Genomic DNA, 22,989 nt, shown 5'->3' on the forward strand with positions numbered 1-22,989 from the left:
GCCGGAGCGACATTCCATGGCCAACACCCTCTACGACAAAGGCCGCCAGCGCTTCCTGGAAGCGCAGACCAACTGGCTGACCGATAGCTTCAAGGTCCTGCTGGTCGACACCGGCGCCTACACGCCGAACTTCTCGACCCACGAGTTCCTGTCAGACATTCCGACCAGCGCGCGCGTCGGTACCACCAGCGGCGTCGCGCTGACCAGCAAGACCACGACGGGTGGCGCGGCCGACGCCGCGGACATCACATTCAGCAGCGTCACCGGTGCCAGCATCGAGGCGCTGGTGATCTACAAGGACACCGGCACGGAGGGCACCAGCCCGCTGGTCGCCTACATCGACACCGCCACCGGCCTGCCGATTACCCCCAACGGCGGCGACATCATCGTCACGTGGGACAACGGCGCCAACAAGATCTTCAAGCTCTGAGGAGCCTATGACCGACGACACCGCCAAGCCGCCGACGCAATCCGTCGGCGTGCAGGGTTTTGAGGCCCTGAGCGCAACGCCTTCGCCGAATTGGCCGGCGCTCGCCGCATATCCGCCGTTTCAGGCATTCGTCGAAGAGCTCGAGCCCAATCTGCAGGCCATCAACTCTGCGCAATACGCGATGGAGCGCGGCCGCGCCGCCTACGGAGCAAAGGGCGAGGAGTTCCTGCGGGAGTACGTTGCCTGGTGGGAAAGGAAGGGACACTGGCGCGGCGAAGATCCACTCGGGAGGCGGTGATGGCGAAGAGTTCCAGCAGCAGCCCGCTTTCACATACCACGGATGCAGAATTTCGCACGTGGGGCTCGGAGCTTTCCGCCGCCCTTGACTCGCTCGGCCTCTTCCCGAAGTCGGCCGACAGTGGGCAGATCAACTGGACCACGGTAACGCGTGCCTCCGCGGGCAACTTCGCCGGGTACGAAATCCGTTACCTCAACGACTCGTTGAACGCGACGGCTCCTGTCTACGTAAAAATCGAATTCGGCACGGCCGGTGCCGGCAGCGACCGCCCCATGCTCCGCTACACCATCGGCAAAGGCTCCAACGGCTCGGGCACGATTACCAGTCAGTTCCTAACCGCCAACAACGGTGCGACCGGCAGCACGCTGAGCAGCACCTCGAGTCGCGCGTCGTACTACTGCGCTGTCGATGGATTCGTGGGCTTCCTTTTCAAGTATGACGGCCTGAACAGTTACGGCTTTTCAGCCTTCATTCTGCAACGCACGGTGGACGACAGCGGCGCGCCGACGGCCGATGGCATCACCTTTTTTCTCAACCGCTCGGACCAGGCCAATTACGCACCGCGCATGCTGGGCTACAACTACGCTACGGGCGCCGTTTCGGACAGCGGAGGGACCACTGGCGGCGTGCCGGCCTATACCAACTTCCCTCCGGGTGCACCCACCGCCGCGATCGGTTCTCCGGCGGCGTACCAGATGTACGTGCACCGGATTTGCCTCCCGGACACCCACAACCTGCTCTTCACCGTGAGCGCGCACCCAGGCTACTCCCTGGCGGGCGGAACGACTTTCCAGTGCGCGCCGGTGGGGACCACCCAGCGGACGTACATCGTCCTGCCGCCGGGCGAGCTGGGTTACTCCGGCTATGACTATGTGTGCATGCTCTGGGAGTGAGCAGTGGCCGACATCCTTGCCACCATCAAGCAGAACAACTTTCCGGTGCTGGCCGCCACCGGCAACACTATGCGGCTGGCGTTTGGCACGTACTGCCTGAATGAGCGCTACCAGAAGCTGCCGCCGCGCGGCACCGGCTACATTGCCGGCGAGGCGCCGGACGGCTTGGTGACCTTCAATGGTGCGCCGGCGATCCGCGTAGTGGACGTGTTCGACCGCCTGACCAACATCAAGGTGGCGACGGTGGTTTCCGCCTCCGATGGCACCTACCATGTGGGCAACCTCGACACCACGCGCCTCTACGATGTGCGTGCACGCGGCCAGGACGAGCACGAGAACGACATCATCGCTGCGCGCGTGACGCCGCACGCCTAGCCATGCCCTACAGCATCCCACCAGGCAACCAGGTCGCGCTGCCGTTCAGCGGAACCACCTCCTACACGCCGCCAGCGGGTAATCAGGTGGCGCTACGGTTTGGCGGCGCGCCCGGTACGGTCTTCGCCGTGGGTGCGGACATGGCGCTGTTCGGCCAAGCCGAGGTCCGCAACAACACCGCGCAGCTCTTCGCGCTGGGGTGGGATAGCGGCGCGGTTAGCGGAAACCTGCTGGTTACGAAGTCACTGCTGGCGCAGGGCATTGCCCCGGGCGGATTCGGCACCGCCACCCTCTACAACCTCACCCAGGAAGTGCGGGCCGTTGGGCGCGACACATTCGGTGGCTTCGGCACTGCATGGGTCAGCCTGGGGACGCGGCGCGTCTACGCTGGCTTGGGCGACCAGTCCAACTTCGGCAACGCGCTGTTCGCCGGCGGCGTGCGCTGGGTCGACCTGGCAGGCCGCGGCATCGATTCGTTGGCGATGCCGGCGCCGACAGCGTGGTTTCGGATCCGCGAGCTTTTCCCTGCCTGGTTCGTCGCGACGCTATACGGTCGCCCGCTGGTGGACTTCAACCACGAGGTGCTGCCTGGTGGTTTCGGCGGTGAGCAGTTCGGCCAGGCGGAGGTGTATCGCCAGCGGTTCCTGGTCGACCTTTCTGGACGCGGCATTGCGGGCCCGGCGTGGGGAGACCACCGCGTCGACCTGCATACGCAGTACATCGCGCCGCCGGGTTGGCTGGACGGCGGCGCAACGGAGACGGAGCGCTTCGGCCGGGCCGAGGTCTACAACCTCAGGCAGTACGTGCAGCAGCTGTTCGAGGTTGGGCCCGACGACGGCGGTGCGTTCGGCGACTTCAACTACGTTGAGAACCGGAACAAGGTCATTCGAGCTGAGGGCGTTCCGCCCGGGCGGCTCGGAACGGCAACGGTCTTCAACAACGCTCGCATCATCACCGGCGCGCCGTTCGTCGAGTTCACTCTCTGGGGCAGCACGCTTGTGGCGCCGGCGATTCGAACGCTGGCCGCGACCGGTGCTGATACGTCGGCATGGGGCAGCCCGCTCGGGAACATCATCTACAACGCCGCCCGCGCACTCGCACCAGCAGCGATCGCCCCGGGCGCGGTCGGCCAGCCGGAGCGCGTCTGGAGCAACCAGCAGACCGTTAGAGCCTTGGGCGACGACCTGGTGGCGATGGGAACTGCGATGGTGGACTTCGCCGTGCGCACGATCGCGCCGTACAGCCTCCCGGGGCCTCCGCCGTTCGGAAACTCCACGGTCCAGCTGCTGCAGCGCCCTGTGGCGCCGAAGGGTATCGAGCCCACCGGGGCGGGCGTGCCCACGCTCGAGATCCATTTCACGATCATCGGCCCGAAGTCGGTGCTCCCGCCGGCGAATGCGTTCGGCGACGCACAGGTGCGCAACAAGACGCCGGAGCTGCACGCTTACGGCTGGACTGCTACTGAGTGGGGCGGCGCTGCACTTCACAACCAGTTCGAGCGGTACGCCTTTGATGGCTGGGACTCGCAGATCTTCGGCGCGCATGTGGTGAAGGACCGGCGGCAATCGGTCCAGCCTGGCGGCATCAACAGCCTCGCGATCACCAATCGCCACGAAGTCCGCAAAGTCACGCCGGACCCGCCTCCGCCGCAGACGATCGTTGCCGCGGGTTGGGACGCCAGCGGGGGATCCTTGCCGAAGGTGTGGACGAACGTCCTGTACCCGGAAGGCGACGGCATGGGCTTCTTCGGGCAACCCACGGTGGTATCGAATGGGATCTTGCCGCGAGGTATCACGCCACCCTACAACGACAGCGGTACCCAGTTCGGCGTGCCCTCGTTCAACGGCACGCCGATCCTGCGGCCGAAGGGCATCGCTGCGCCGGACGATCCGCTGACGTCGCCGCTCACGACGCTGCCCGATGTAGGCCCGCGCTACGTCTGGGCCCCGCGCGGCTATCCCTATTCGACGGGCTACTGGGTCGAGCGCGGCCAGCAGATGGACGAGGGCGTGCACGGCATCAACCATCCGGAGCGGCCAGTGTTTGGCGACCCGGTGGTCACGCACCGCAACCGCACGCTGGCGCCCCGGGGTGATGAGCATCTCGAATTCGGCTCGCCGCGGCTCGGGCTGAATCCGCAGTACGTGCGCGGTACCGGCACGCGCTTCCAGAAATTCGGCTACCCGATCTTGAACGGCGGCGGCGCGCTGGGCGCCTACGGCTTTGACATGTCGCGGTATGGCCTGGCCACCGTCGTCATCGCGGATTACGGGCCCAAGACCTTGCGTCCGACCGGGATCGATGCGGGAACGTTCGGTGCGGCCGAGGTACAGAACTTCAACCGCGAGCTGCTGGCCACCGGCTGGGACAGCTTCACCATCAGCCCGCCGGCGCCGCCCAGCTGGCCGCGCACATCGCACTGGGTGAGCAACGCCTATGCCCCGTTCCCATTCGTCGGCAGCGATCACTCGGCGTTCGGAACGGCCTGGGTCAGCCACTACACGCGCGTGTTGGCGCCGCAAGGTTGGGAATCCGATGTCCTGGATTACACCCCAGGATCCTTCCGCGACCGCATGCGCGTGTCCAAGGCGCGCAGCGTCGGGGCCATGGCGGGCTTCGACGCATCGTCGTTCGGTACCGCGACAGTGGGCAATGCCTGGACCGGCGCCCGCGCGGTGGGGTTCTCCGATTTCGCCTTCGGCCTGGTCAATCTCCGACTGCAGAACCGCGTGCATCCGCTCGGCATCGACGCCTTGGCAGTGGGCGACGTGCAGCGCTGGGAGGCCGGCAAGGTGAAGCCACACGGCGACGACCTGGCGGCTGTCGGCAGGGCACTGCTGTCGCGCGCTATAGGGCCCGAGGGAATCGCGGGTGCCTTCGGCCTGGCCAGCATCGGCAGGCCGGTGGCACCTGGCGCGATCGCCGCGCCGGACGATCAGGTACCGGCACCGGTCGCCGTCGCCCGTTGGTGCGGCAACAAGGCGATCGCAGTATCGGGTTTCGACGCACTCAGCATGGGCAATGAGGTGACCATCGCATGAAGCCGGATCAACCGCTCGGCCCCTGGCCGCTGGGCATCGACAACAAGTCCGATATCACATCGCTGAAGGCGGATGACCGGGGGCGTGTGATCGCACTGCGCGACGCCGTGAACGTCGACATCGATCGCAACGGTGGCATCGATCGGCGCGCCGGCGCGCGGCTGGTGCTGGCGCTGCCCGGCCTGCACAGCCTATGGAGCGGCGATCACGGCACCTTCGGCGTGGCCGGCGGGCAGCTGTACGCGATCACGCCGCAGGCGGTACGCCCGGTGGCGGCGCTGAACAGCGACGATCCCTGCAGCTTCGACACGCTCAACGAGGCGACGGTGGTCAGCAATCGCACGTCGCTGGTAGAGGTTCGCGGCAGCGCTGCTCGGCCGCTGGCGCTCCCGCGCGGCGCGCCGCCGGCACTGGCTGCCGCCGCAGCCGGCGGCCTGCCCGGCGGCCGTTATTCGGTGGCGGTGAGCTATGTCCGCGGCGATCAGGAGGGCGCACTCTCCACCGCGCAGCTGCTGGTGCTGACCGACGGGCAGGGCATCCAGCTGCAGGGCATCCAGTGGCCGGTCGGCATGGATCGGCTCCGGGTCTATCGAACTGAGCTCGGCGGCGAGGTGTTCTACCACTGCACCGATGTGCCGGCCGGTATGCTCAGCTACCTGCTGGGCAATGATCAGCTCGGCCGCGCCGCAACCACGCAATTCCTAGCCCCCATGCCTCCTGGGGAGTTCGTCCAGCTCTGGCGCGGCCGCCTGCTGCTGGCGCGCGGGCGCACGCTGATCTTCAGCGAGCCGCTCAACTATGGCCTGACCTCGCCGCGGCACGGGTTCGTGCAGTTCGCCTCCCGCATCACCTTGATCGTCGGCGTCCAGGCCGGCGTTTTCGTCGGCACGCGCGAGGGTGTCGTGTTCTTGCGAGGCACCAAGCCGGGCGAATGGAGCCGCGAAGAGAAGACCAGCGACGCGCCAATTCCGCGGTGCCGCGCCGTCATCGATGGCGGGCTGCTGCCCGCCAACTTCCAACTCGCCGGCCAGATGATCGCGGCGTGGCTCGGACCCACTGGGTTTGTGCTGGGTTCCGCTGAAGGGCAACTGATCCAGCCGCAGGCCGACCGGCTCGCGGTCGAAGGGGCCGTTGCGGGCGCCATCGTCGCGCACGGCCGACGCATCACCGCTACACTCCACTAAGCGATCGCGGCCGCGCATGAGCGCAGCCACCCCCTACGGCGCATGAGTGCCATTCCGAGAGGAAGGCAATCATGCAGCTCAACAGGCTCATCGCGCTGCCGAAGCGCACCGCGGACTCGCTCGAGCGGCTCCGCGTCCACGTCGCCCGCATGCTGGCCGGCGACCGATACACGATCACCCCGGAAGGCGTCATCCTCGACGGTGGCGTGTGCGTGCATGGACAGTATTTCAGCCGCATCCGAGAGCGTGAGCCGGAGTTCGTCTTCGAGCGCAACAAGGTGGTCGACCAGGGCGTGCTCAAGATCCTGGGCATCGCGCTCGGCGCCGACGCGAAGCTCGCCGGCTTCTATCTGGCGCTGACCGCAGGCACCGCGCCGGTGAACAACGACCTAGCGGCGTCCAGCTTCGCCGCCACGATGAACGAGATTGTGAGCACCACCGAGGGCTACAGCGGCGCAACCCGGCCGCAGTGGACTCCGGGCGCTCCCGCCGCTGGCGTCATTTCGAACATCGCCAGCAAGGCCACCTACAACATCGTGACCAGCACGTCGGTGAGCATCACCGGCGCCGGCCTGCTCAGCGACAGCGCGCGCGGTGGTACCTCGGGTTTCCTCATCTCCGCGTCGCTGTTCTCGAACGCGCGCCAGGTCTTCAACGGCGAAACGTTCGACCTCGGCTACCAGGTCAGCCTGACGGACTGACCGATGAAGGAGCCCGGCGACGGCGTCGTTCGCCTGGCGATTTCGGGCGACATCGAGCGCGGCCAGGGGTATGTGCCCCTGGCCCTGGGCCTTCTGTACCGCACGCAGGAGCGCATGCGGGTGGGTAGCCTGGCGCAGCTCTCCGCGCAGGCTCGCTTCGACGCCGATGCCTATGGGTACGTCGTCATCGCCGGCGGTATCAACGCCGTGCACATCGTCGCTGGCGCGGGTCCGGCCACCGAGGTCGAAGACCTGAGCGAGCAGCTGGTCGAAGTGCCCGACTTCCTGTCCGGCACGGTCCAAAACGGGTACATCGCCACCGTGCCGGCCGAACCGCCGCGCCCGGCATACGAGACCCTGGCCAGCTTCCATCCGACGACATCGTGCGCCGCGCGCTTCAAGCTCGAGCCCGTGTACCAATCGGTACGGCGCCTGGCGGTCAAGCCTAACGACGACTTGCGCAGCGAGCTCGACAATCCCAGCGACAGCTCGCCGCTGGTCTTCTCGCAGTACACGCGCCTGAAGCCGACCATGTTCTCGGGCACCATGCGCCACCTCGTGCAGGTCCTGATGGGCTTCGGGCGACAGGCCAGGAAAGCCGGGAAGCCGACGAGCATCTACGAGCAGACGAAGCCGCGGCGGGACGGCGCGACAGCGCCCCAGCCGACGGCATACCAGCGCCGGGTCGCGCGTGACGGCCTGCAGATCCGCTTCGACTGGCGCTTCAGCCGAACCCACGGGATTACGTACGCCGCCGATGGCCGCCCCTGGCTGGTGGAAATCGGCATCACCCAGGGCATTCTTGCCACGCCGCTGGCGCTCAATCCGAACACCACCAGCGCGGCCTTCCGGAAGCGGATCGAAGACAAGGCGGACGAGGAGGCACTCGACATCCTCGACCGCTACGGCGGGTTCCCCACTGGCGAGGGGTTTCCTCCGACTGAGCAGCTGGAGGCGTGGATCCGCGCGGGCCGCGTGCTTCGTCTGCAGAGCCATGATGACCTGCAGCCGTTCTACGCGCACAGCAGCTATTCCAGCCAGCTCGGCTGGGCATTCAACGCGCGAGGTGACGAGGCGCACATCACCGCGTGGCGTTACGGCGACGACGACGTGCAACGCGGCGTGCACTACATGGTGCCGCTGCAGATCGGCGCGATCGTTCCCGTGAAGCCCGCTGCTGGCGTCAATGGGTTGCGCCGGGCATTCGGCAAGTTGACCGGAGTCGCCTACAAGGATCGCCTGCCGGCGGCGTTGTGGAAGCTTGATCGGCTGTCGGACTTCGAGGCGCGCTGGGCGCGCGCCGCGCTGGCCCGAAGCGTGGATGAGGCATTCACGTACGTCGATGGCCTGGTGCTGGATCCGCTCGCATCGGCGTCCGCGCACCTGTCGAAAGTCAGCGAAGGCGCCTTGTGGTACCCGCCGCGGGCTCGCCTCGAGGTTGGCTATGTGGCGCGCTTCCCCGAGCCTCTGATCGGGCTGCTGGTCGCACACTCCATGAAGCCGGCTTCGGACACCGCACCCGCGCCGGCGCGCTGCGACACCACCATCCACGTCTATTTCGACGGCAACGAAATGAAGTGGGTGAAGTTCTTCCAGGACAACAGTGCTGGCGCGCCGGGTGGTTCGGACGATGATTTCGAGCCGTGCATGTACATCGGCAACTGGCCCGCGCACAGCGACGGCGGGGCACTGCGGGTGCCGTCGATGTTCTACACCAACGACCTCGACGACCGCGCCGAGCTGGCCACCACCACGTCGGACACGCGGATCCATGGCGACGACCTCGGCTACTGCGCGATCACCTGCAACGACAGCATCGTGAACCCCTCCGTGGGGACGGCGCGTCGCCGGAAGCGCTTTCGCCTGACCACCGAGACGAACACGGTGTACAGCCCGTCGCTGTCGACCGGCATGGCGGTGCCGTTCTATGAGCGCGAGGCCTACTACTACGCCGTCCAGCACGCGGACCAGGGCCGCATGCGCACGGTCACAGCGCAGCATGTCGAGCTGACCGATCCGTGGTACTGCAACTACAAGCGGAATTTTCCTGGCTACTACGGTCAATACGCAGGATCGGGGACACCGGAAGATCCGTGGCGGCCGGTGCACCTGCTCGACGTCAACGGGTATGGCCCCAACGAATATCGGACCGCGGATCCCGACTCGCCGCTGTATGACGACGGCGCACCCTGCGCTGATGTCGCCGATTCGGGGCCGTGGGTGCAGGGTGGTGACAACCTCGACGTGATGGCCTACAGCATTCCGGAGCCGCCGCTGCCGGCACCGGTCATCCAGTCCTCGCCGCCCAGCGGTCACTACGACGTGTTCCTGGTCGCCTCCGGCGGTATCGGCGTGTCGCGCGTGGCTTCGGTCGATTCGTCCGACTTCGGGTTCTGGCCGCTGTTCACGCCCGATAGCCAAGACGGCGGAAGCGCGGACCAGTACGCCGAAGCGAGTCAGAACGCGGCAGGCCGCGCCACGTCGCTCCGCAGTAGTTCGAACCTCAATGGTGCCCTTCGCATCTTCGGCTGGCCGGCTTGGCCAGGCATGGAGCACGGGTACCTCACCTACATCGGCGTGATCCATGGGTAACCAGTGCATGGTCATCGAAGAGCAGGCATTCCTGAGCGATCAGCTGACGAGCCGTAGAGGCTCGCCCGCCGGCGCCGAACAGATCCATATCGTCGACATCCTGACGTCGAGCCGGCGCGTGATCCTTGGGGACGTGCTCGCCGTGGCGGACTTGGCCAGTGGCAGCGCGAGCCTGATGGTTCGCGAGGCATTGAACCTGGGCGACCAGTGCCAACCCACGACGCACCCGGTGGCGCTGATCTCCGAATCGGCCGCGGCGGCCGACAAACTGCTGCAGCGCAAAGGGCAGGTCGTTGCCGAGCACCTGGCGGCCTCCGATGCCCAGAACGCCGCCCGGCGCCTCCAGCTGCTTGAACAGGCCGACCTGGCCGACATGGCGACACCGCGGCGGCACGGCGTGGCGATCATCTCGGAGCGAAAGGCCGCGGCAGACCAGACGCGCCCGGTGCGCTGGTCGCTGCTCAGCGACATTCTGGCCGCAGGCGATAGCCTGGTCGGCGCGCGTCGCGGTGCGGTGGTGGTCGAAGCGTTGCAGTGTAGCGACGCGCTGCTCGGCGAGGCCAACGGCGCGGCCATCCTGACCGAGCAGGTGATCGCTGCGGATGATTGCCAGATCCGCGTCGATGCCCTGGCGACGGTCGGCGAGGCGGCGTGCTTGGAAGACGAAGCGCTGCCGCCGGCGAGCGGTACGGCGTGGACGGCAAACACCGATACGTGGGCGGCGAGCCGCTACGTGGGCTTTCGGATGGAATCCCTCGCCGTGATCGGCGGCCGGCTCTTTGGGGCTGGCGAAGGCGGCCTTTACGCGCTCGACGGCGACGATGATGCCGGCGCGCCGATCGGCGGAAGCATCAGCACCGGCCAGCACCGACCCAAGGGCAATGGCGTGCCGCGCGGGGGCTATCTCTACGCGCCGATGCAGGCCGCCCGGGCAATGCAGGTGAGCGTGCTCGACACCGCCGCCGGCACGCCCGGTGCCAACACGTACCCGTTCGAGGCCAGGCATGCCGATGGCCTCGCGCAGATGCGCGCGAAGTTCGGCAAGGGCGTGCGGTCGCTGACGTGGCAGTTCCAGGTGGGCAACGTCGACGGCGGTGCCTTTTCCATTCCGAGCGGGATGAACTGGGTCATCGACCCAGGCAGCAGGAGGGTTTGACGTGGCCAAAGACGCCATTATCCCGATCGTCAACGTGCCGGGGGATGTCTACGACCGGCCGTATAACATCGTCCAGCAACAGATCGGACTGATGAGCGATCGCGCCGACACCGCGCTGAATACGGCGTACGGCGCGATGAATCGGCTGACGACCATCCAGCTGCCGCAGGAGGGCACGCCTCCGAACCTGCAGCTCGACCCGGTGCGTACGGGGGATTTCGCGAACGTGCCGTTGCCCAGCGCGCAGCTCTTCGGCGACGTGCCTGGCTTCGACGAGCCCGCGTTCGATGACCTGCAGCGGTACGTCGACGGCATCGACCCCGGGCCGGCGCCGACGTGGAACCCGAGCATCGTTCAGCTCTACATCCCGCCGGCGCCGGCACCGATCGATACCAGTGGCGCGCCGACGCGCCCGGTGATCAACGAACCCACGCTGCCGGACGCGCCGGACACGGCGATGCCGGCGCCGGAGCCGATGCTCACCATCGAGGTTCCGGACCGGCCCACGATCACGCTGCCGACCTTCGACGCGGTCGTGCCGGTGTTCGACGACGCCATTCCGACACTGGGGCTCGACTGGTCGGAGCCGACCTACAAACCGGTGGTGCTCGACGCCGTAGCGTTTACGGTCAACGCCATGCTGAAGGGCGACTACGCCATGCCGCGCGTGGTGCAGGACGCTCTTTTCGCTGCGGCGCGCGAGCGCGAGGACGTGGTCGCGCATCGCGCCGTGCAGGCCGCCCACGACGATTTCGCCGGCCGCGGCTTCGACATGCCGCCCGGCATGCTGGTCGAGCAGGTCAACGCCGCGCGCGAGCAGAACCAGCTGCAGGCCAACTCGTTGAGCCGCGACGTGATGAGCAAGGCGGCGCAGTGGCAGATCGACAACCTGCGCACCGCCGTTTCGCAAGGCATCGCGCTCGAAACGACGCTGATCAACCAGTTCAACAACCTGGCGCAGCGAGCTTTCGAGATGGCGCGGCTGCGCGTGCAGATGGAGTTCGACCGCTTCAACCTACGGGTCAGTGCCTACAACGCGAAGCTGCAGGCCGCCGACATCCTGGTGCGTGTCTTCCAGGCGCGCGTGCAGGCGGAGCTGTCCAAACTAGAGGTGATGAAGGCCGAGATCGAGGCCGAGCAGCTCAAGGGCACGATCAACGAGCAGAACGTCCGCATCTACACGGCCAAGCTGCAGGCACTGGCCACCACGGTCGAGGTGTTCAAGACCAAGGTCGATGCGGTGAAGGTGGCCGCCGACCTGGAGCGCGGAAAGATCGACCTGTACCGGGCCGATGTCCAGGCATACGCCGAGAAGCTGGGTGCGGAGAAAACCCGCTTCGATGCCTACGAATCCCAGGTGCGCGGCGAGGCGGCCAAGGCCGGAATCCTTGATGCAGAAGCCCGGGCGTTTGCCGCAACGGTGCAGGGCTACGAGTCCGGCAACAACGTGAAGGTGCAGACGGTCCAGGCCAAGCTGCGCGCGATCGAGACCGGCACTACGAAGTTCACGGCCCTGCTGTCGGCGGAGCGGGAGAGGATCCAGGCGGCCGTCTCCCAGCTACAGGCCAAGGTGAGCACATACGCGGCCGACACGACGCGCTACACGGCCCAAATCGGCGCCGAAACGCAGCGCAATGAAATCCTGGTCCGTGCCGCCGAAGCAACGGCCCGCAACAACATCGCCTATTTCGACGTCATCAGTCGCCAGTTCGACTCGCGCATGCAGCGCCTCATGGAGCAGGCGCGCCTGCTGCTGGGCGCCATCCAGTCGGCCGGACAGATGGCCAGCCAGCTCGCCGCCGGCGCGATGAGCGCGACGCACGTGCAGGCCGGCATCAGCGGCAACGGCAGCGCCTCGATCGGCGTCAGCAACAGCTACTCGGTGTCCACCTCGCTCGACGCCCAGGACCCCGATTCCACTACCTCGTAAGGAGAACGCCATGGCTATTGGCACCAGCCCCACTTTGAAGCGCAACGGCCCGTTCGCCACGGATGACGAGGATTTCAATCCGACGCACACGCGTATGATCAACGACCGGCCCACCGCCGATGCGAGTGCTCCGGCTGACGCCAGCGCGCGCGTTTCCATCGGGTACGGACAGCTGCCTGGCGGACCGTCCGGAGCACCCGCGCTGACCCGTCCGGCGCCGCCCGGCTCGCCCGCGACGAACGATCTCGCCGCGGGCACGCTTGCCGGCTCGGCGCTCAACCGCTACGGCAAAGACGTGGCCAATACCGCCGCCGACACCCTCAACAGCGTGCATAGCGCCGGTGCCGACGTGACCAATGCCATCACGTATCCGATGCGCGCCGCCGGCGGGTTCATTCGCGACGCCGGCCGCGCGATTGTCGGTATGGCGCCATCGCCCGATGCGGGAAATCCCGTCGCTGGCGCCAGCACTGCGCCCCTGGTGCGCCAGCCGTTTCAGCCGCCGCCGATCGACTTCCAGAACACGCGCACCGACGTGCCGGTGGCGCACCCGAACTTCGCCGGGGTGCAGAGCCAGATAGGCAGCAGCGCGCCGACGAGCGGCGATGTGACGGACCCCGCGCGATCGCTGGCCCTGCTTGGGCAGGTCGCGAACACGATGCGGCCGTTCCTTCAGCGGCCGGGCGCGCCGGCGACGTCGGCCACGGCTAGCGCGACCGGCATCGACACCGGGACGACGGTCGGAGGCCGCACGTTGCCGTACGGCGCAATGGTGAACGGCGTGCCGACCTTCAGCGACGGCAGCGGTACCGGAGGCATACCCCGCACGATGTCCGACGCGACGATCAAAGGCCTGGGCGATCGCCTGCCGACCGCGCCGGCGCAAACTTCTGTGCTGGCCAGCGATGTGCTGGGTCGTACGCCGGCGGCGGGCGAGGGGTACGGGCTGGTGCGCGCCGCGCCGCCGATCACCGGCAGCCGCCCGACCGCGCAGCAATTCGCCGACGCCGACCGCAACGCGATCGCGTTGCGTGATCCGCGCAGCGCAGCCGGCATCGCCGCCCGCGGCCTGGCCATGGAAACGCAGTACGGGCGCACGCCGCGCGCCCGCGCCGAGGCCGCGCAGTCTCTGGCGGCGCTCGATGGCGGCACGCAGCAGGGCGGCCTGCAGAGCCAGCAGGCGGAAGCGGCGCTAGCGCAGGCGGGAGTGCAGGGAGACAACGCCCTGCGGCAGACGCAGCTGCAGGGACAGAACGCGCTCGCCGCCGAGGATCTGCGCGGCCGCTACGGCCTGCAAAACACTGGCCTCGAGATTCAGCGCGCGCAGCTCACCCGTGCCGGTCACCCGGTCACATTGGAAGACGGGACGATGGGTGTCATGGATCCGATCACCGCCACTGTGACCCGCTCCCGCCAGGCCGACGGCACGCCCGCTAAGGCGCTCGTTTCCAAGATGGATGCGGAAGACAAGCGCTCGAACCAGCTGGTTGATCAGCTTAACCGGAACGTGCAGGAGCAGATGAAGAACTTCTTCCCGTCGGACAAAAAGCCCGCACTCACGCCGACTGACATTCAGCAGATGCGGAAGCAGGCTGCCATGTCCATGAACCTGCCGACCTACACCAACAAGACGACGGGCGAGCAGATCGTCAACATCAACGGTCAGTGGATGCCGCTGTGATGGATAACCAGAACGCACTTGCGCCACCGCCTGGCTTCGAGCCGGACAATCCGAATGCGCTTCCGCCGTCGACGCCCAAGCTCACCCGGCCTGGTGCGGGCTTGACGGCACCACAACCGCCACCCGGATTCGAATTAGATTCGAAGCCATCGCTGCAGAGGAACGCGCCGGCACCGGGTGGCTATGGCGTGATGGACATCCCAAAGGCGATCACCGGAGGAGCCATCCGTGGTGTTGGGAGCCTGGTGCGCGGCGCGGGGGAGATGCTGGACTCGCTACCTAACGCGATGACCGGCGCAGGTGTTGGGCGACTGGTGGCAGGCGTGCCCGAGGACACCAGCACACCGCAGTGGTTACGTCGACCCGGCACCGCCCTGGGGGATGCAATCGGCACGCCGATTCAGAAGGCCGGCGACTGGGTCAAGAGCACGGAGAGTGACGCCGCAAAGGCGGTCCAGGAGAAGCCGCTGGTCGAGGGCGACTTGACCAGCCCGCAGACCTGGCGATTCGGCGAGGGCGCTTCGTCGCCGATGAACTGGGCCCTGAAGGGCGGCGAGATGGTGGGCAATCTGGCACCAATGCTTGTCGGTGCCGAAGTTTCCGGCGCGCGTGCGCTGCAGCGTGTCGCCGGCATGACGCCCGAGATTGCCGCGGCAATCCGCGCCGGCAAGATTTCCGACCTCGCGCCGGCGGCGCAGGCGATCGCCCAGCAGGCGGTATCGGCGTCCGGACGCGCGTCGCTGGCCACGGGCGCGGTTACCGGAGGCTTGCAGGGTGGCGAGGATGCCGCGCAGGGCGAATCGCAGCGCGTGCAGCAGATGTCCGACGAGGACCTCATGGCGCTGCCGGCATATAAGGCCATGGTCGATCGCGGCATGACGCCCGTGGCAGCGCGCGATGCATTGGCCACGCAGGTGCGTGAGAAGGTGTTCGGCACCACGGCCCCGATCGCTATGGCCGCTGGCGGCGTCTCCACATTGCCGCTGCTGCAGCGAGCGCAGGGCGTGCTGGGCGGCGTGGTCGGCGACAGCGTGCTGCGCCGTGCTGCTGCTGGTGCGGCCATGGAGGCGCCTGTGCAGGGCGCCATGGCCGTCGGCCAGACCGCGGCGCAGGTGGCTGCATCGAATGCGGCGACCGGCGAGCGGCGCGACCCGATGGCCGACTCCCTGGCCACGTTCGGCGCTGGCGCGGTGCCTGGTGCCGTCTTCGGTGCTGTCGGTGGCCTGCATCGCCCGGCGGCAGAGCCAGCTCCGGCGCCCGCGCCGGAGAAGGCGCGCTTCCCCGACGCAGCTCCGGGCTCGCTCTCTGATGCGGCCAACGCAATCCCGGCACCGGCGGCCGACACGGCCGCGCCCGCGAAACCAGCTGCTGCCGGCGACGCACGCCGGGCCGAAGCTGTCACGCCGACCTGGGTGGACCAGTCCACCGGTGCGGTGGCGCCTGCGACGCGCGACCAGCTCGTAGACACGTTGGCCAACCAGATGTTGGCCCAGCACCAGATCGACGGAACTATGCGCATCAGCTCTCCGGCGCTCGAAGAGGCCTGGGGCATCCCCGCCGAGCAGATCAAGCGCGCCCGGCGCGACGCTGACCTTTCGGCCAAGGACCAGTTGGCGGCGGCTGAGCGGGCCGCCATGCAGAGGGCAGCGCCGAGCGCCGAACCGCCGACGGCGGAGCCAGCGGCCTCGCCTGCCGAACAGCCAGAACCGAGCACGCCTGTAGCCAGCACGCCAGCAAGTGCGGACGAGGCGCAGGTACCAGCCACGGAGGGAACGGCCAGCATCCCCTTCATGATCACGCAGGCGATGAAGAAGGACCTGCGCGATCGCGGTCTGAGCGATGGCGACATTGCGAAGCTGACGCCGGATCAGGCACACCAGGTACTGAGCGAGCCTAAGCCTGAAGCCGCGCAGCCCGCCGCTGAGGCTTCCGGTCCTGGCGAAATGCAGTCCGCACCAGCTGTTGCCCGCGAACCGTCGGATGCCCAGGCCGGCACCAGCCTAGCTCGAACGGAGGCGCGAAGTGGCGAGGAAGGCGACCGGTTGCCAATGCCACAAGAGCCTGCGCCGCTAGCTCAACCGTATGATTTGACGCCGGATGAGGTCGAGGCACACGCGAAAGCGAGCAAGGATTTTGGTCGGAACACGGAAGACGCCATCCTCGGTTCACGCGCCGACGAATGGCGCGCTGCCCAACGGCAGTTCAATTCCGATGACCGCGAGGTTTCCGACCGCGGCGAAGCAACGATCAAAGACATCGAATCGTCGCTTTCGAAACAACAGGTTGACCGGTTGTATGGCGTTGGCGACTCGGACATCGCGCATGACGATCTAGCCGATTTCAGCCGTGCCCACTCGGACGCCATGGTTCGCTCGCCGGCAGAAGCATCGGTGGTCATGGCGCGCTTTCTGTCTAAGCTCGGTGGTACCAAGGGCAGGGACCCTGCCGCGTGGTCGCGCGAAGAGCAAACCGCATACGCCGGCATGCGTACGCTCGCCGGGCGGATTGCGGAGGAAGGCTGGAACTCAGGAGAGATCCAAAAGACCGCGCTGGAGAGGGCGGCATCGCGGTACGGCGATGCCGAGGACGCCGTTTTTATGCTGAAGCGCTTCATCGAACTGGCTAAGCCCAAAGATGAAAGTAAGGCCGCGTCCATCGGGCGTGAGAGCCCCGGGCTGCCGGCGCCCGAAGCCGATTCAGTAGCGACGCCGCCGGCCGCCCCGAATGGAAGTGCAGTGGCGAAGCTACCTGCACCAACGGGAAAGGCCACGTCTGCGTTAGCGGAGAAGCGGCCCATCACAGCGGAAGCCGGCGATGCTATTCCGAAGGCGGCATCAACGGAGCCGGTGCGGATTACCGGCGCTGCTCGTGACGCAGAGCGATTGCGCGTGGCCACGTCGGACGGCGAGATCAACGGCCGGGCACAGGTGGATCGCCTCATGGCCGAGGGCTTCAACCAGGTGAAGAGCAAGCCGGCTGGCGATCGCATGGTGCACTCACTGGTCAATGAGAAAGGCGAGTCGACGCCGATCAAGGCTGCGCAGCTTCGTTATGCCAAGGAGCGAGAGGCGGCGCGTGCTGCGGCCAAGACTGCACCGGAAGCTCGGTCGAATGTCGCGCCCGAGCCGGTGACCAAGGTCGATGCGGCCGCCGCGGAGGCCGCGCCGTCGCCGCATAACAACCTACCGGAGCCGTCAGCCGCCCAGCACGAAGCCGGCAACTTCAAGATGGGGCATGTGCGAGTCCACGGTCTCGATTTTTCGATTGAGGTCCCGAAGGGCAGCATGCGCCGCGGCACGGACGCGAGCGGCAAGGCCTGGGAGAGGCCTGTTTCCGACCATTACGGGTACATCAAGCGGACGGAAGGCGCCGACGGCGAGCAGGTCGACGTCTACATGGGACGGCACGCCGAGGACGCGAAGCGCCCCGTGTTCGTTGTCGACCAGGTCAAGCCTGGCACGAAGCAGTTCGACGAGCACAAGGTGATGCTCGGCTACAGGACAGGGGCCGACGCGCGTGCCGCCTATGACGCGAACTTTCCGAAGGAAGTGAAAACCTTCGGCGGGATCCGCCGCATGTCCGTCGACGAGTTTAAATCCTGGATCAAGGAAGGCGACCTCACGAAACCCGCTGCAGTGATGCCGACCGCGCCGGCGACGCCAGTGGCCACTGGGCCCAAGCGCGGCGGTATCACCACGAGCGGGGCGAAGGCACGCATCGTGGGCGGCAAGCTGGAGTACGTGCCTGGCGCGCGGGAAACGCTGGAGGCCTATTTCAAGCCGGGCACCGAGGTGAAGGCGCCCTACGGTACCGATCGCGTCGAGGCGTTCAACTGGAACGGTGGTGCATGGCACGTGTCTGTTCGTGCATTGCGGCAGGACGGCACCCCGTATCCGGCAGGACATCCGGATGCGGGCGTTCGCGCGCACAGCACGATGCCCGATATGCGATCGATCGTGGCCAAGCTCGGAAAGCCGGAGTTGCCGGAAAAGCCGTCCAAGGCCCCGAAGGCGGCCGATCAAGCGACGAGCAAGACGAAGGAAGGCAGCGCATCGCGCCAGCGCAATGACATGGGCGACGCGGCGTTCATGGCGCCGCTCGTGGAGCGCGCTGACTCAGCCGGCTCTGTGCTCGATTCGGTTCGTCGTGCCAAGGAAAGCCCGGCCTACCGACAGCTTTTCGACATGGTCGGCTCGCTGGAGAAGAAGCGTCTCTCCGACGACCAGCTGCCGAAGCTGCAGGAAGTGGTCGATGGACTGTCCAAGGGTTTCGGCATCTCGCGCGTGACGCTGGAGCTGCACGACCAGAGTCATAGCGAACGTGGAAAAATGCTTGGCGCCTATGTGCCAAGCGAGCACATCGTCAGCCTCAATCGTGACGCGTTGCGGTCGCATGAGGCGGTCAGCGTGCTGTTTCACGAATACGGCCACCACATGGTGCGGCAGCTGCTCGGCGAGAATCTCGAGCACAGCGCGCGCGGTGACGCGATGTATCGGGCTTTCCTGGCATGGAAGCGCGAGATCGCTCCCGACGCCACGGTGCGCGAGGTGAGGGCAAGCCGCCAAGCCTTCTTCCGCAACCTGCACCGCGATCGAGTGGACGGCAACGATGACCGCTCGCCATCGATGCGCGAAGCCAGCCCGGACGCCCGGGCCTACTCGCTGGATGCGGACGAGTTCTTCGCGGATATGGTTTCCCGTGCGTTGTACGACCACGAGGGTGCCCAGCGACTGCTCGGCGAGGCCGGCGGGATATTCGCCCGCATCGCGCACGCCATGAAGTTGGTGTTCGATCTCTTGCGTGGCCACGACCCCCGTCTGACGGACACGCCGCAGGCCTTCCGCGACTTCGTGAACGAGACCTGGAACCGATATGGCGGCGCCGATGAGGCTGGCGCGGCGCGGCCGGAGGGCAGGGCCGAACCCGCAGCACAGGGCGATCTGTTCTCCCGCGACGGCTGGGACGAGAAGTTTCCGGACGCTGTGCTGGCGCACCCGCTCAACGCCGCTCGCGATCATGCCGACTACGCCGCGGCGAAGGCCGGAGACAATGAGGCGGCCTTGCGGCTGGCGCGCGACCTGGTCACGCCGGATTTCGTCGATCGCGTCCGGGCCCAGCTCCCCGAGGGGAGCAAACCGGTCATCGTGCCCGTGGTGGCGCGGGAGGCATCAGGCAACAACCGGATTCCGGACGCGGCCGCCGAAGTGCTGGCGCACCGCCTGGGGACCACAGTTGACCGGTCGATTGTCCAGTCGGAGAAGGTGGCGCGGGGCAACGCCGACGCCATGCACCGGCTCGCCAACCAGCCGACTTTCGAAGGCGCGGTCGAACCGGGCCGCCAGTATGTCCTGCTCGACGACACCCTTACCCAGGGCGGCACGCTGGCGCAGCTCAAGACGCACATCGAACGGGAGGGCGGCCAGGTGATGCTGGCTACCGCGTTGACGGGTAAGGAGTATTCGCGCAAGCTGGCGCTCGATCCACAGACGCTGGGGCAGGTACGTGAACGCTTCGGAAAAATCGAAGGCTGGTGGCGCCGAGAGTTCGGCCACGGCTTTGACGGTCTCACCCAATCCGAAGCCCGCACCGTCCTCACCTATGACGGCGGGAAGCTCTCGCCTGACGCCCTCCGAGATCGAATCCTTGCGGGCCGAATCCCAGGCCTTCGGCGACTGGGCGAAGCAGCAGCTGGCGATCGACCCGGCCCTGAAGCATCTGGGCCCGGCCGGGGGCCAAGCTCCGAAGTAAAGCCCGACCTCGACGACAGCGGCCGCGCCACGCCCCCGGGCGAGGAACCGCGGCCGTTCTCGCGCGCGGCCAAGAGCATCGAGGCCCTGCAGGAAGGCGTACCGAGGGCGCAGGACGGCTTGCTGAAGCAAGCCAAGGACTGGGTCGCCGGCAAGATGCAGGACTTCAAGCCGGCGGCGCTCGGCGCGCTGCAGCTTCGCCACGTGCTCGAGCTCATGGAGGACAGCAAGAATTTCCCCGGCGCCAAGCATTACGCCGACATCCATCAGCGGATGGATAGCGAACGCACGCAGATGATCAACACCGCGTCGGAAAAGACCGAGCAATGGCAGAAATGGGCCTACCAGAAGGGCCTGCCCGGCATGCTTGGCCGGTTGAAGCCGGAAGCGAAGGTGCTCTCGCGCTTCATCCACGACGTGACCCAGCTCGGCGTCGACCCCAGCGACAGCTACAAGAAGCTCCTTATCGAGGACAGCCGCGGCGAGTTCCAGCCATGGACGAAGGACCTGATGCGGGAGCGCATCAAGGAGCTGCGGGGCCAGATCCGCAGCCGCCCGGGCGATGACAAGACGGAGCTGATGGAGAAGATCAAGGACCTCAAGGCGCTGCCTGCGCGAGAGAAGGCCCGCGAGGCTCGGTATCCCGAGCTGGCCGCGCGCTGGCAGGCGCTCAGCCCGGAAGCGAAAGAGATCTTCCACATGGCCCGCAAGCAGTATCAGGAGCAGTCCGATGCGATGGAGCGCGCGCTGCTCGACCGCATCGACGCCATGAACGTGCCCGAGACGTACAAGCGGAGCCTGGCCGATCGCATCCGCTTCCAATTCGAGGCGAGCCGCGTGGAAGGTGTGTACTTCCCGCTGTCGCGCTTCGGCGACTACTGGGTCGCTGGAACCCATCGCGACGGCACGCCGGTCTTCGGCATGTTCGAGAACTTCCGAGATGCTCAGCGCGCGGAAGAGAAGCTCAAGGCCGCGGGCGTGGAAATCGAGGCGCACGGCCTGAAAGACACCAACTACCGCGCGAAGGACGCCCCCAGCGGCACGTTCGTGTCCGACGTGATCGGGATCCTTCGCAAGGCTGGCGCGCCGGAGAAGGTGCAGGACGAGATCTACCAGACCTTTCTGAAGACCCTGCCTGAGATGTCGATGCGCAAGCACGGCATCCACCGCAAGAACGTCGCCGGCTACAACGACGACGCGCTGCGCGCTTTCGCCAAGAACGGCTTCCATGGTGCGCACCAGGTGGCTCGCCTGAAGTACGGCTTCCAGATGCAGGGGGCGCTCGATGCCATGGCCGAGGCCTTCGAGAACCGGCGCAACGCCGGCAGCCTGGGCGGCAACACCGAGATGAGCCTGCAGGATGCGGCCAGCGGCGACGCGATGCTGGGCGAGCTGCGCCGGCGGCATGACTGGATCATGTCGCCGAAGGACAGCCAGATGGCGAACGTCGCCGGCTCCGTGGGGTTCCTGTACTACATGTCGGCCTCGCCGGCGTCGGCGCTGGTCAACCTCACGCAGGGGGCGCAGATCACGCTGCCCGTGCTGGGCGCGCAGCACGGTTGGGGTAAGGCGGCTCGTGAGCTGGCCAGCGCCACGAAGGACGCCATGCGCACAGGCGGCAACATCCTCCGTACGCTGCGTTCCGACGAGGAGCGCCAGGCCTTCAAGGTGCTGGAGGAGCGGGGCACCTTCAACCGCACAGCGACGCACACGCTGGCGGGTATCTCCGAGGGCAACGCCCTGGCCTCGAACCCGGCATGGGCGAAGGTCATGGGCGCCATGGGCTATCTCTTCCACAAGGCGGAGGTGATCAACCGCGAGAGCGCCGGCGTCGCAGCGTTCCGCCTGGCGCGCGGCGCGGGCAAGAACTTCGACGACGCGGTGCGCTACGCCGACGACATCGTGAACGGCACGCACTTCGACTTCAGCAACGCCAACCGCGCGCGGTATATGCAGGGCGACGTGGCCAAGGTGCTGACCCAGTTCAAGAGCTACAGCCTGGGCATGTCGTGGGTGCTTTACCGCAACCTCTACAAGGCGCTGGCCGGCGAGACGCCGGAGGTGCGGCAGCTGGCGCGCCGAACCCTGACGGGCGTGCTTGGCATGACTGGCCTGATGGCTGGCGCCATGGGCCTGCCGATCATCAACCTGTTGCGCTACGGCGCGAACGCCGTGCATGCCGTCACCGGCGACGACGACACGCCTTGGGATTTCAACACCGAGTTCCGCAGCTGGCTGGCGGAGCATCTCGGCGAGACCGCCGCGAGCTGGGTGGCCGACGGCGCGGTCAACCAGCTGACGGGCGCCAATATCGCCGGCCGCACCGGCATGGCCGACATGTGGTTCCGCGATCCCGATCGCGAGCTCGAGGGCAAGGACGCCTATTACAACCTGCTCGACACGATCGCCGGTCCCCTTGGCGGCCTGACCAAGAACCTGTTCGTCGGCACCCAAATGATGGGCGAGGGGCAGACCTGGCGCGGCATCGAGACCATGCTGCCGAAGTTCGCCAAGGACGGCATGAAGGCAATGCGCTACGCGAAGGAGGGGGCGAATACGCTCCGCGGTGACCCGATTGTGCCGGATGTCTCCGGGCCCGAGGTGATGCTGCAGGCCCTCGGCTTCGCGCCGGCGAAGCTGGCCGAGCAGCAGCGCGTGAACAATGCGCTGATGAACTACCAGAAGTTCATCCAGGACCGGCGCCAGTCGCTGCTCAACGCTTTTGCCATGGCCCAGCTCGCCGGCGATGAAGATGGCCGCGGCGATGCCCTGGCCAAGATCCAGGACTTCAATGCGAAGTATCCCGAGATCGCGATCCGGCCAGGGACCATCCGCGAGTCGATGCGCACGCGCGCCCAGCGAACTGCTCAGGCGGACAACGGCATCATGTTGAACAAGAAACTGGCGGGGCGAGTCCGCCAGGAAGTGGGCGCTATGGCCCAGGAGTAGGTCAAGCTGCGC

12 protein-coding genes are annotated in these 22,989 nt (G+C 67.0%); all 12 read left to right on the forward strand.

The genetic code is table 11. The features are described from left to right. Positions 1 to 16: 16 nt before the first annotated feature. The 12 genes from AB4083_RS03205 to AB4083_RS03260 all read left to right on the forward strand — a co-directional run bounded on the left by AB4083_RS03205 (position 17) and on the right by AB4083_RS03260 (position 22,977). Positions 17 to 430 (forward strand): hypothetical protein, encoded by a 414-nt coding sequence (locus tag AB4083_RS03205; protein WP_441606300.1) that lies wholly within the window; start codon positions 17 to 19, stop codon positions 428 to 430. Between the two features lie 7 nt (positions 431 to 437). After that, a complete protein-coding gene (locus AB4083_RS03210) occupies positions 438 to 728 on the forward strand; it encodes a hypothetical protein (RefSeq protein WP_441606301.1) in 291 nt (96 codons plus the stop codon). Next, positions 728 to 1,621, forward strand: a complete 894-nt coding sequence (locus AB4083_RS03215; protein WP_441606302.1) for a hypothetical protein — start codon at positions 728 to 730, stop codon at positions 1,619 to 1,621. The genes AB4083_RS03210 and AB4083_RS03215 overlap by 1 nt, the downstream gene beginning before the upstream one ends. 3 nt (positions 1,622 to 1,624) lie before the next feature. Next, positions 1,625 to 1,996 (forward strand): hypothetical protein, encoded by a 372-nt coding sequence (locus AB4083_RS03220; RefSeq protein WP_441606303.1) that lies wholly within the window; start codon positions 1,625 to 1,627, stop codon positions 1,994 to 1,996. 2 nt (positions 1,997 to 1,998) lie between these two features. Further along, positions 1,999 to 5,037, forward strand: a complete 3,039-nt coding sequence (locus AB4083_RS03225) for a hypothetical protein (protein ID WP_441606304.1) — start codon at positions 1,999 to 2,001, stop codon at positions 5,035 to 5,037. Beyond that, positions 5,034 to 6,221 carry a hypothetical protein gene (locus tag AB4083_RS03230; protein ID WP_441606305.1) on the forward strand — a complete coding sequence of 396 codons (1,188 nt, stop codon included), beginning with the start codon at positions 5,034 to 5,036 and terminating at the stop codon, positions 6,219 to 6,221. The genes AB4083_RS03225 and AB4083_RS03230 overlap by 4 nt, the downstream gene beginning before the upstream one ends. A 71-nt stretch (positions 6,222 to 6,292) precedes the next feature. Beyond that, a complete protein-coding gene (locus AB4083_RS03235) occupies positions 6,293 to 6,922 on the forward strand; it encodes a hypothetical protein (RefSeq protein WP_441606306.1) in 630 nt (209 codons plus the stop codon). 3 nt (positions 6,923 to 6,925) lie between these two features. Beyond that, on the forward strand, positions 6,926 to 9,514 hold the full coding sequence (locus AB4083_RS03240; RefSeq protein WP_441606307.1) for a hypothetical protein: 2,589 nt from the start codon (positions 6,926 to 6,928) through the stop codon (positions 9,512 to 9,514). A gap of 7 nt (positions 9,515 to 9,521) precedes the next feature. Beyond that, positions 9,522 to 10,670 carry a hypothetical protein gene (locus AB4083_RS03245; protein WP_441606308.1) on the forward strand — a complete coding sequence of 383 codons (1,149 nt, stop codon included), beginning with the start codon at positions 9,522 to 9,524 and terminating at the stop codon, positions 10,668 to 10,670. A 1-nt stretch (position 10,671) separates the two neighbouring features. Further along, positions 10,672 to 12,600: a hypothetical protein gene (locus tag AB4083_RS03250; protein ID WP_441606309.1), complete on the forward strand. Its 1,929-nt coding sequence runs from the start codon at positions 10,672 to 10,674 to the stop codon at positions 12,598 to 12,600. Positions 12,601 to 12,610: 10 nt separating this feature from the next. Continuing rightward, positions 12,611 to 14,281 (forward strand): hypothetical protein, encoded by a 1,671-nt coding sequence (locus AB4083_RS03255; protein ID WP_441606310.1) that lies wholly within the window; start codon positions 12,611 to 12,613, stop codon positions 14,279 to 14,281. Then, on the forward strand, positions 14,281 to 22,977 hold the full coding sequence (locus AB4083_RS03260; protein WP_441606311.1) for a PLxRFG domain-containing protein: 8,697 nt from the start codon (positions 14,281 to 14,283) through the stop codon (positions 22,975 to 22,977). The genes AB4083_RS03255 and AB4083_RS03260 overlap by 1 nt, the downstream gene beginning before the upstream one ends. The last annotated feature ends 12 nt before the right edge of the window (positions 22,978 to 22,989 follow it).

Origin of the sequence: Dyella sp. 2RAB6 (assembly GCF_052115385.1) — a bacterium.
In the GTDB taxonomy this organism is placed as follows: Bacteria; Pseudomonadota; Gammaproteobacteria; order Xanthomonadales; family Rhodanobacteraceae; genus Dyella_D.

Excerpts from the sequence above, each read along its gene's own strand:
- AB4083_RS03205 (WP_441606300.1), top strand. The coding sequence starts at position 17 with ATGGCCAACACCCTCTACGACAAAGGCCGCCAGCGCTTCCTGGAAGCG.
- AB4083_RS03225 (WP_441606304.1), top strand. The coding sequence starts at position 1,999 with ATGCCCTACAGCATCCCACCAGGCAACCAGGTCGCGCTGCCGTTCAGC.
- AB4083_RS03230 (WP_441606305.1), top strand. The coding sequence starts at position 5,034 with ATGAAGCCGGATCAACCGCTCGGCCCCTGGCCGCTGGGCATCGACAAC.
- AB4083_RS03245 (WP_441606308.1), top strand. The coding sequence starts at position 9,522 with ATGGTCATCGAAGAGCAGGCATTCCTGAGCGATCAGCTGACGAGCCGT.
- AB4083_RS03235 (WP_441606306.1), top strand. The coding sequence starts at position 6,293 with ATGCAGCTCAACAGGCTCATCGCGCTGCCGAAGCGCACCGCGGACTCG.
- AB4083_RS03210 (WP_441606301.1), top strand. The coding sequence starts at position 438 with ATGACCGACGACACCGCCAAGCCGCCGACGCAATCCGTCGGCGTGCAG.
- AB4083_RS03240 (WP_441606307.1), top strand. The coding sequence starts at position 6,926 with ATGAAGGAGCCCGGCGACGGCGTCGTTCGCCTGGCGATTTCGGGCGAC.
- AB4083_RS03260 (WP_441606311.1), top strand. The coding sequence starts at position 14,281 with ATGGATAACCAGAACGCACTTGCGCCACCGCCTGGCTTCGAGCCGGAC.
- AB4083_RS03215 (WP_441606302.1), top strand. The coding sequence starts at position 728 with ATGGCGAAGAGTTCCAGCAGCAGCCCGCTTTCACATACCACGGATGCA.
- AB4083_RS03255 (WP_441606310.1), top strand. The coding sequence starts at position 12,611 with ATGGCTATTGGCACCAGCCCCACTTTGAAGCGCAACGGCCCGTTCGCC.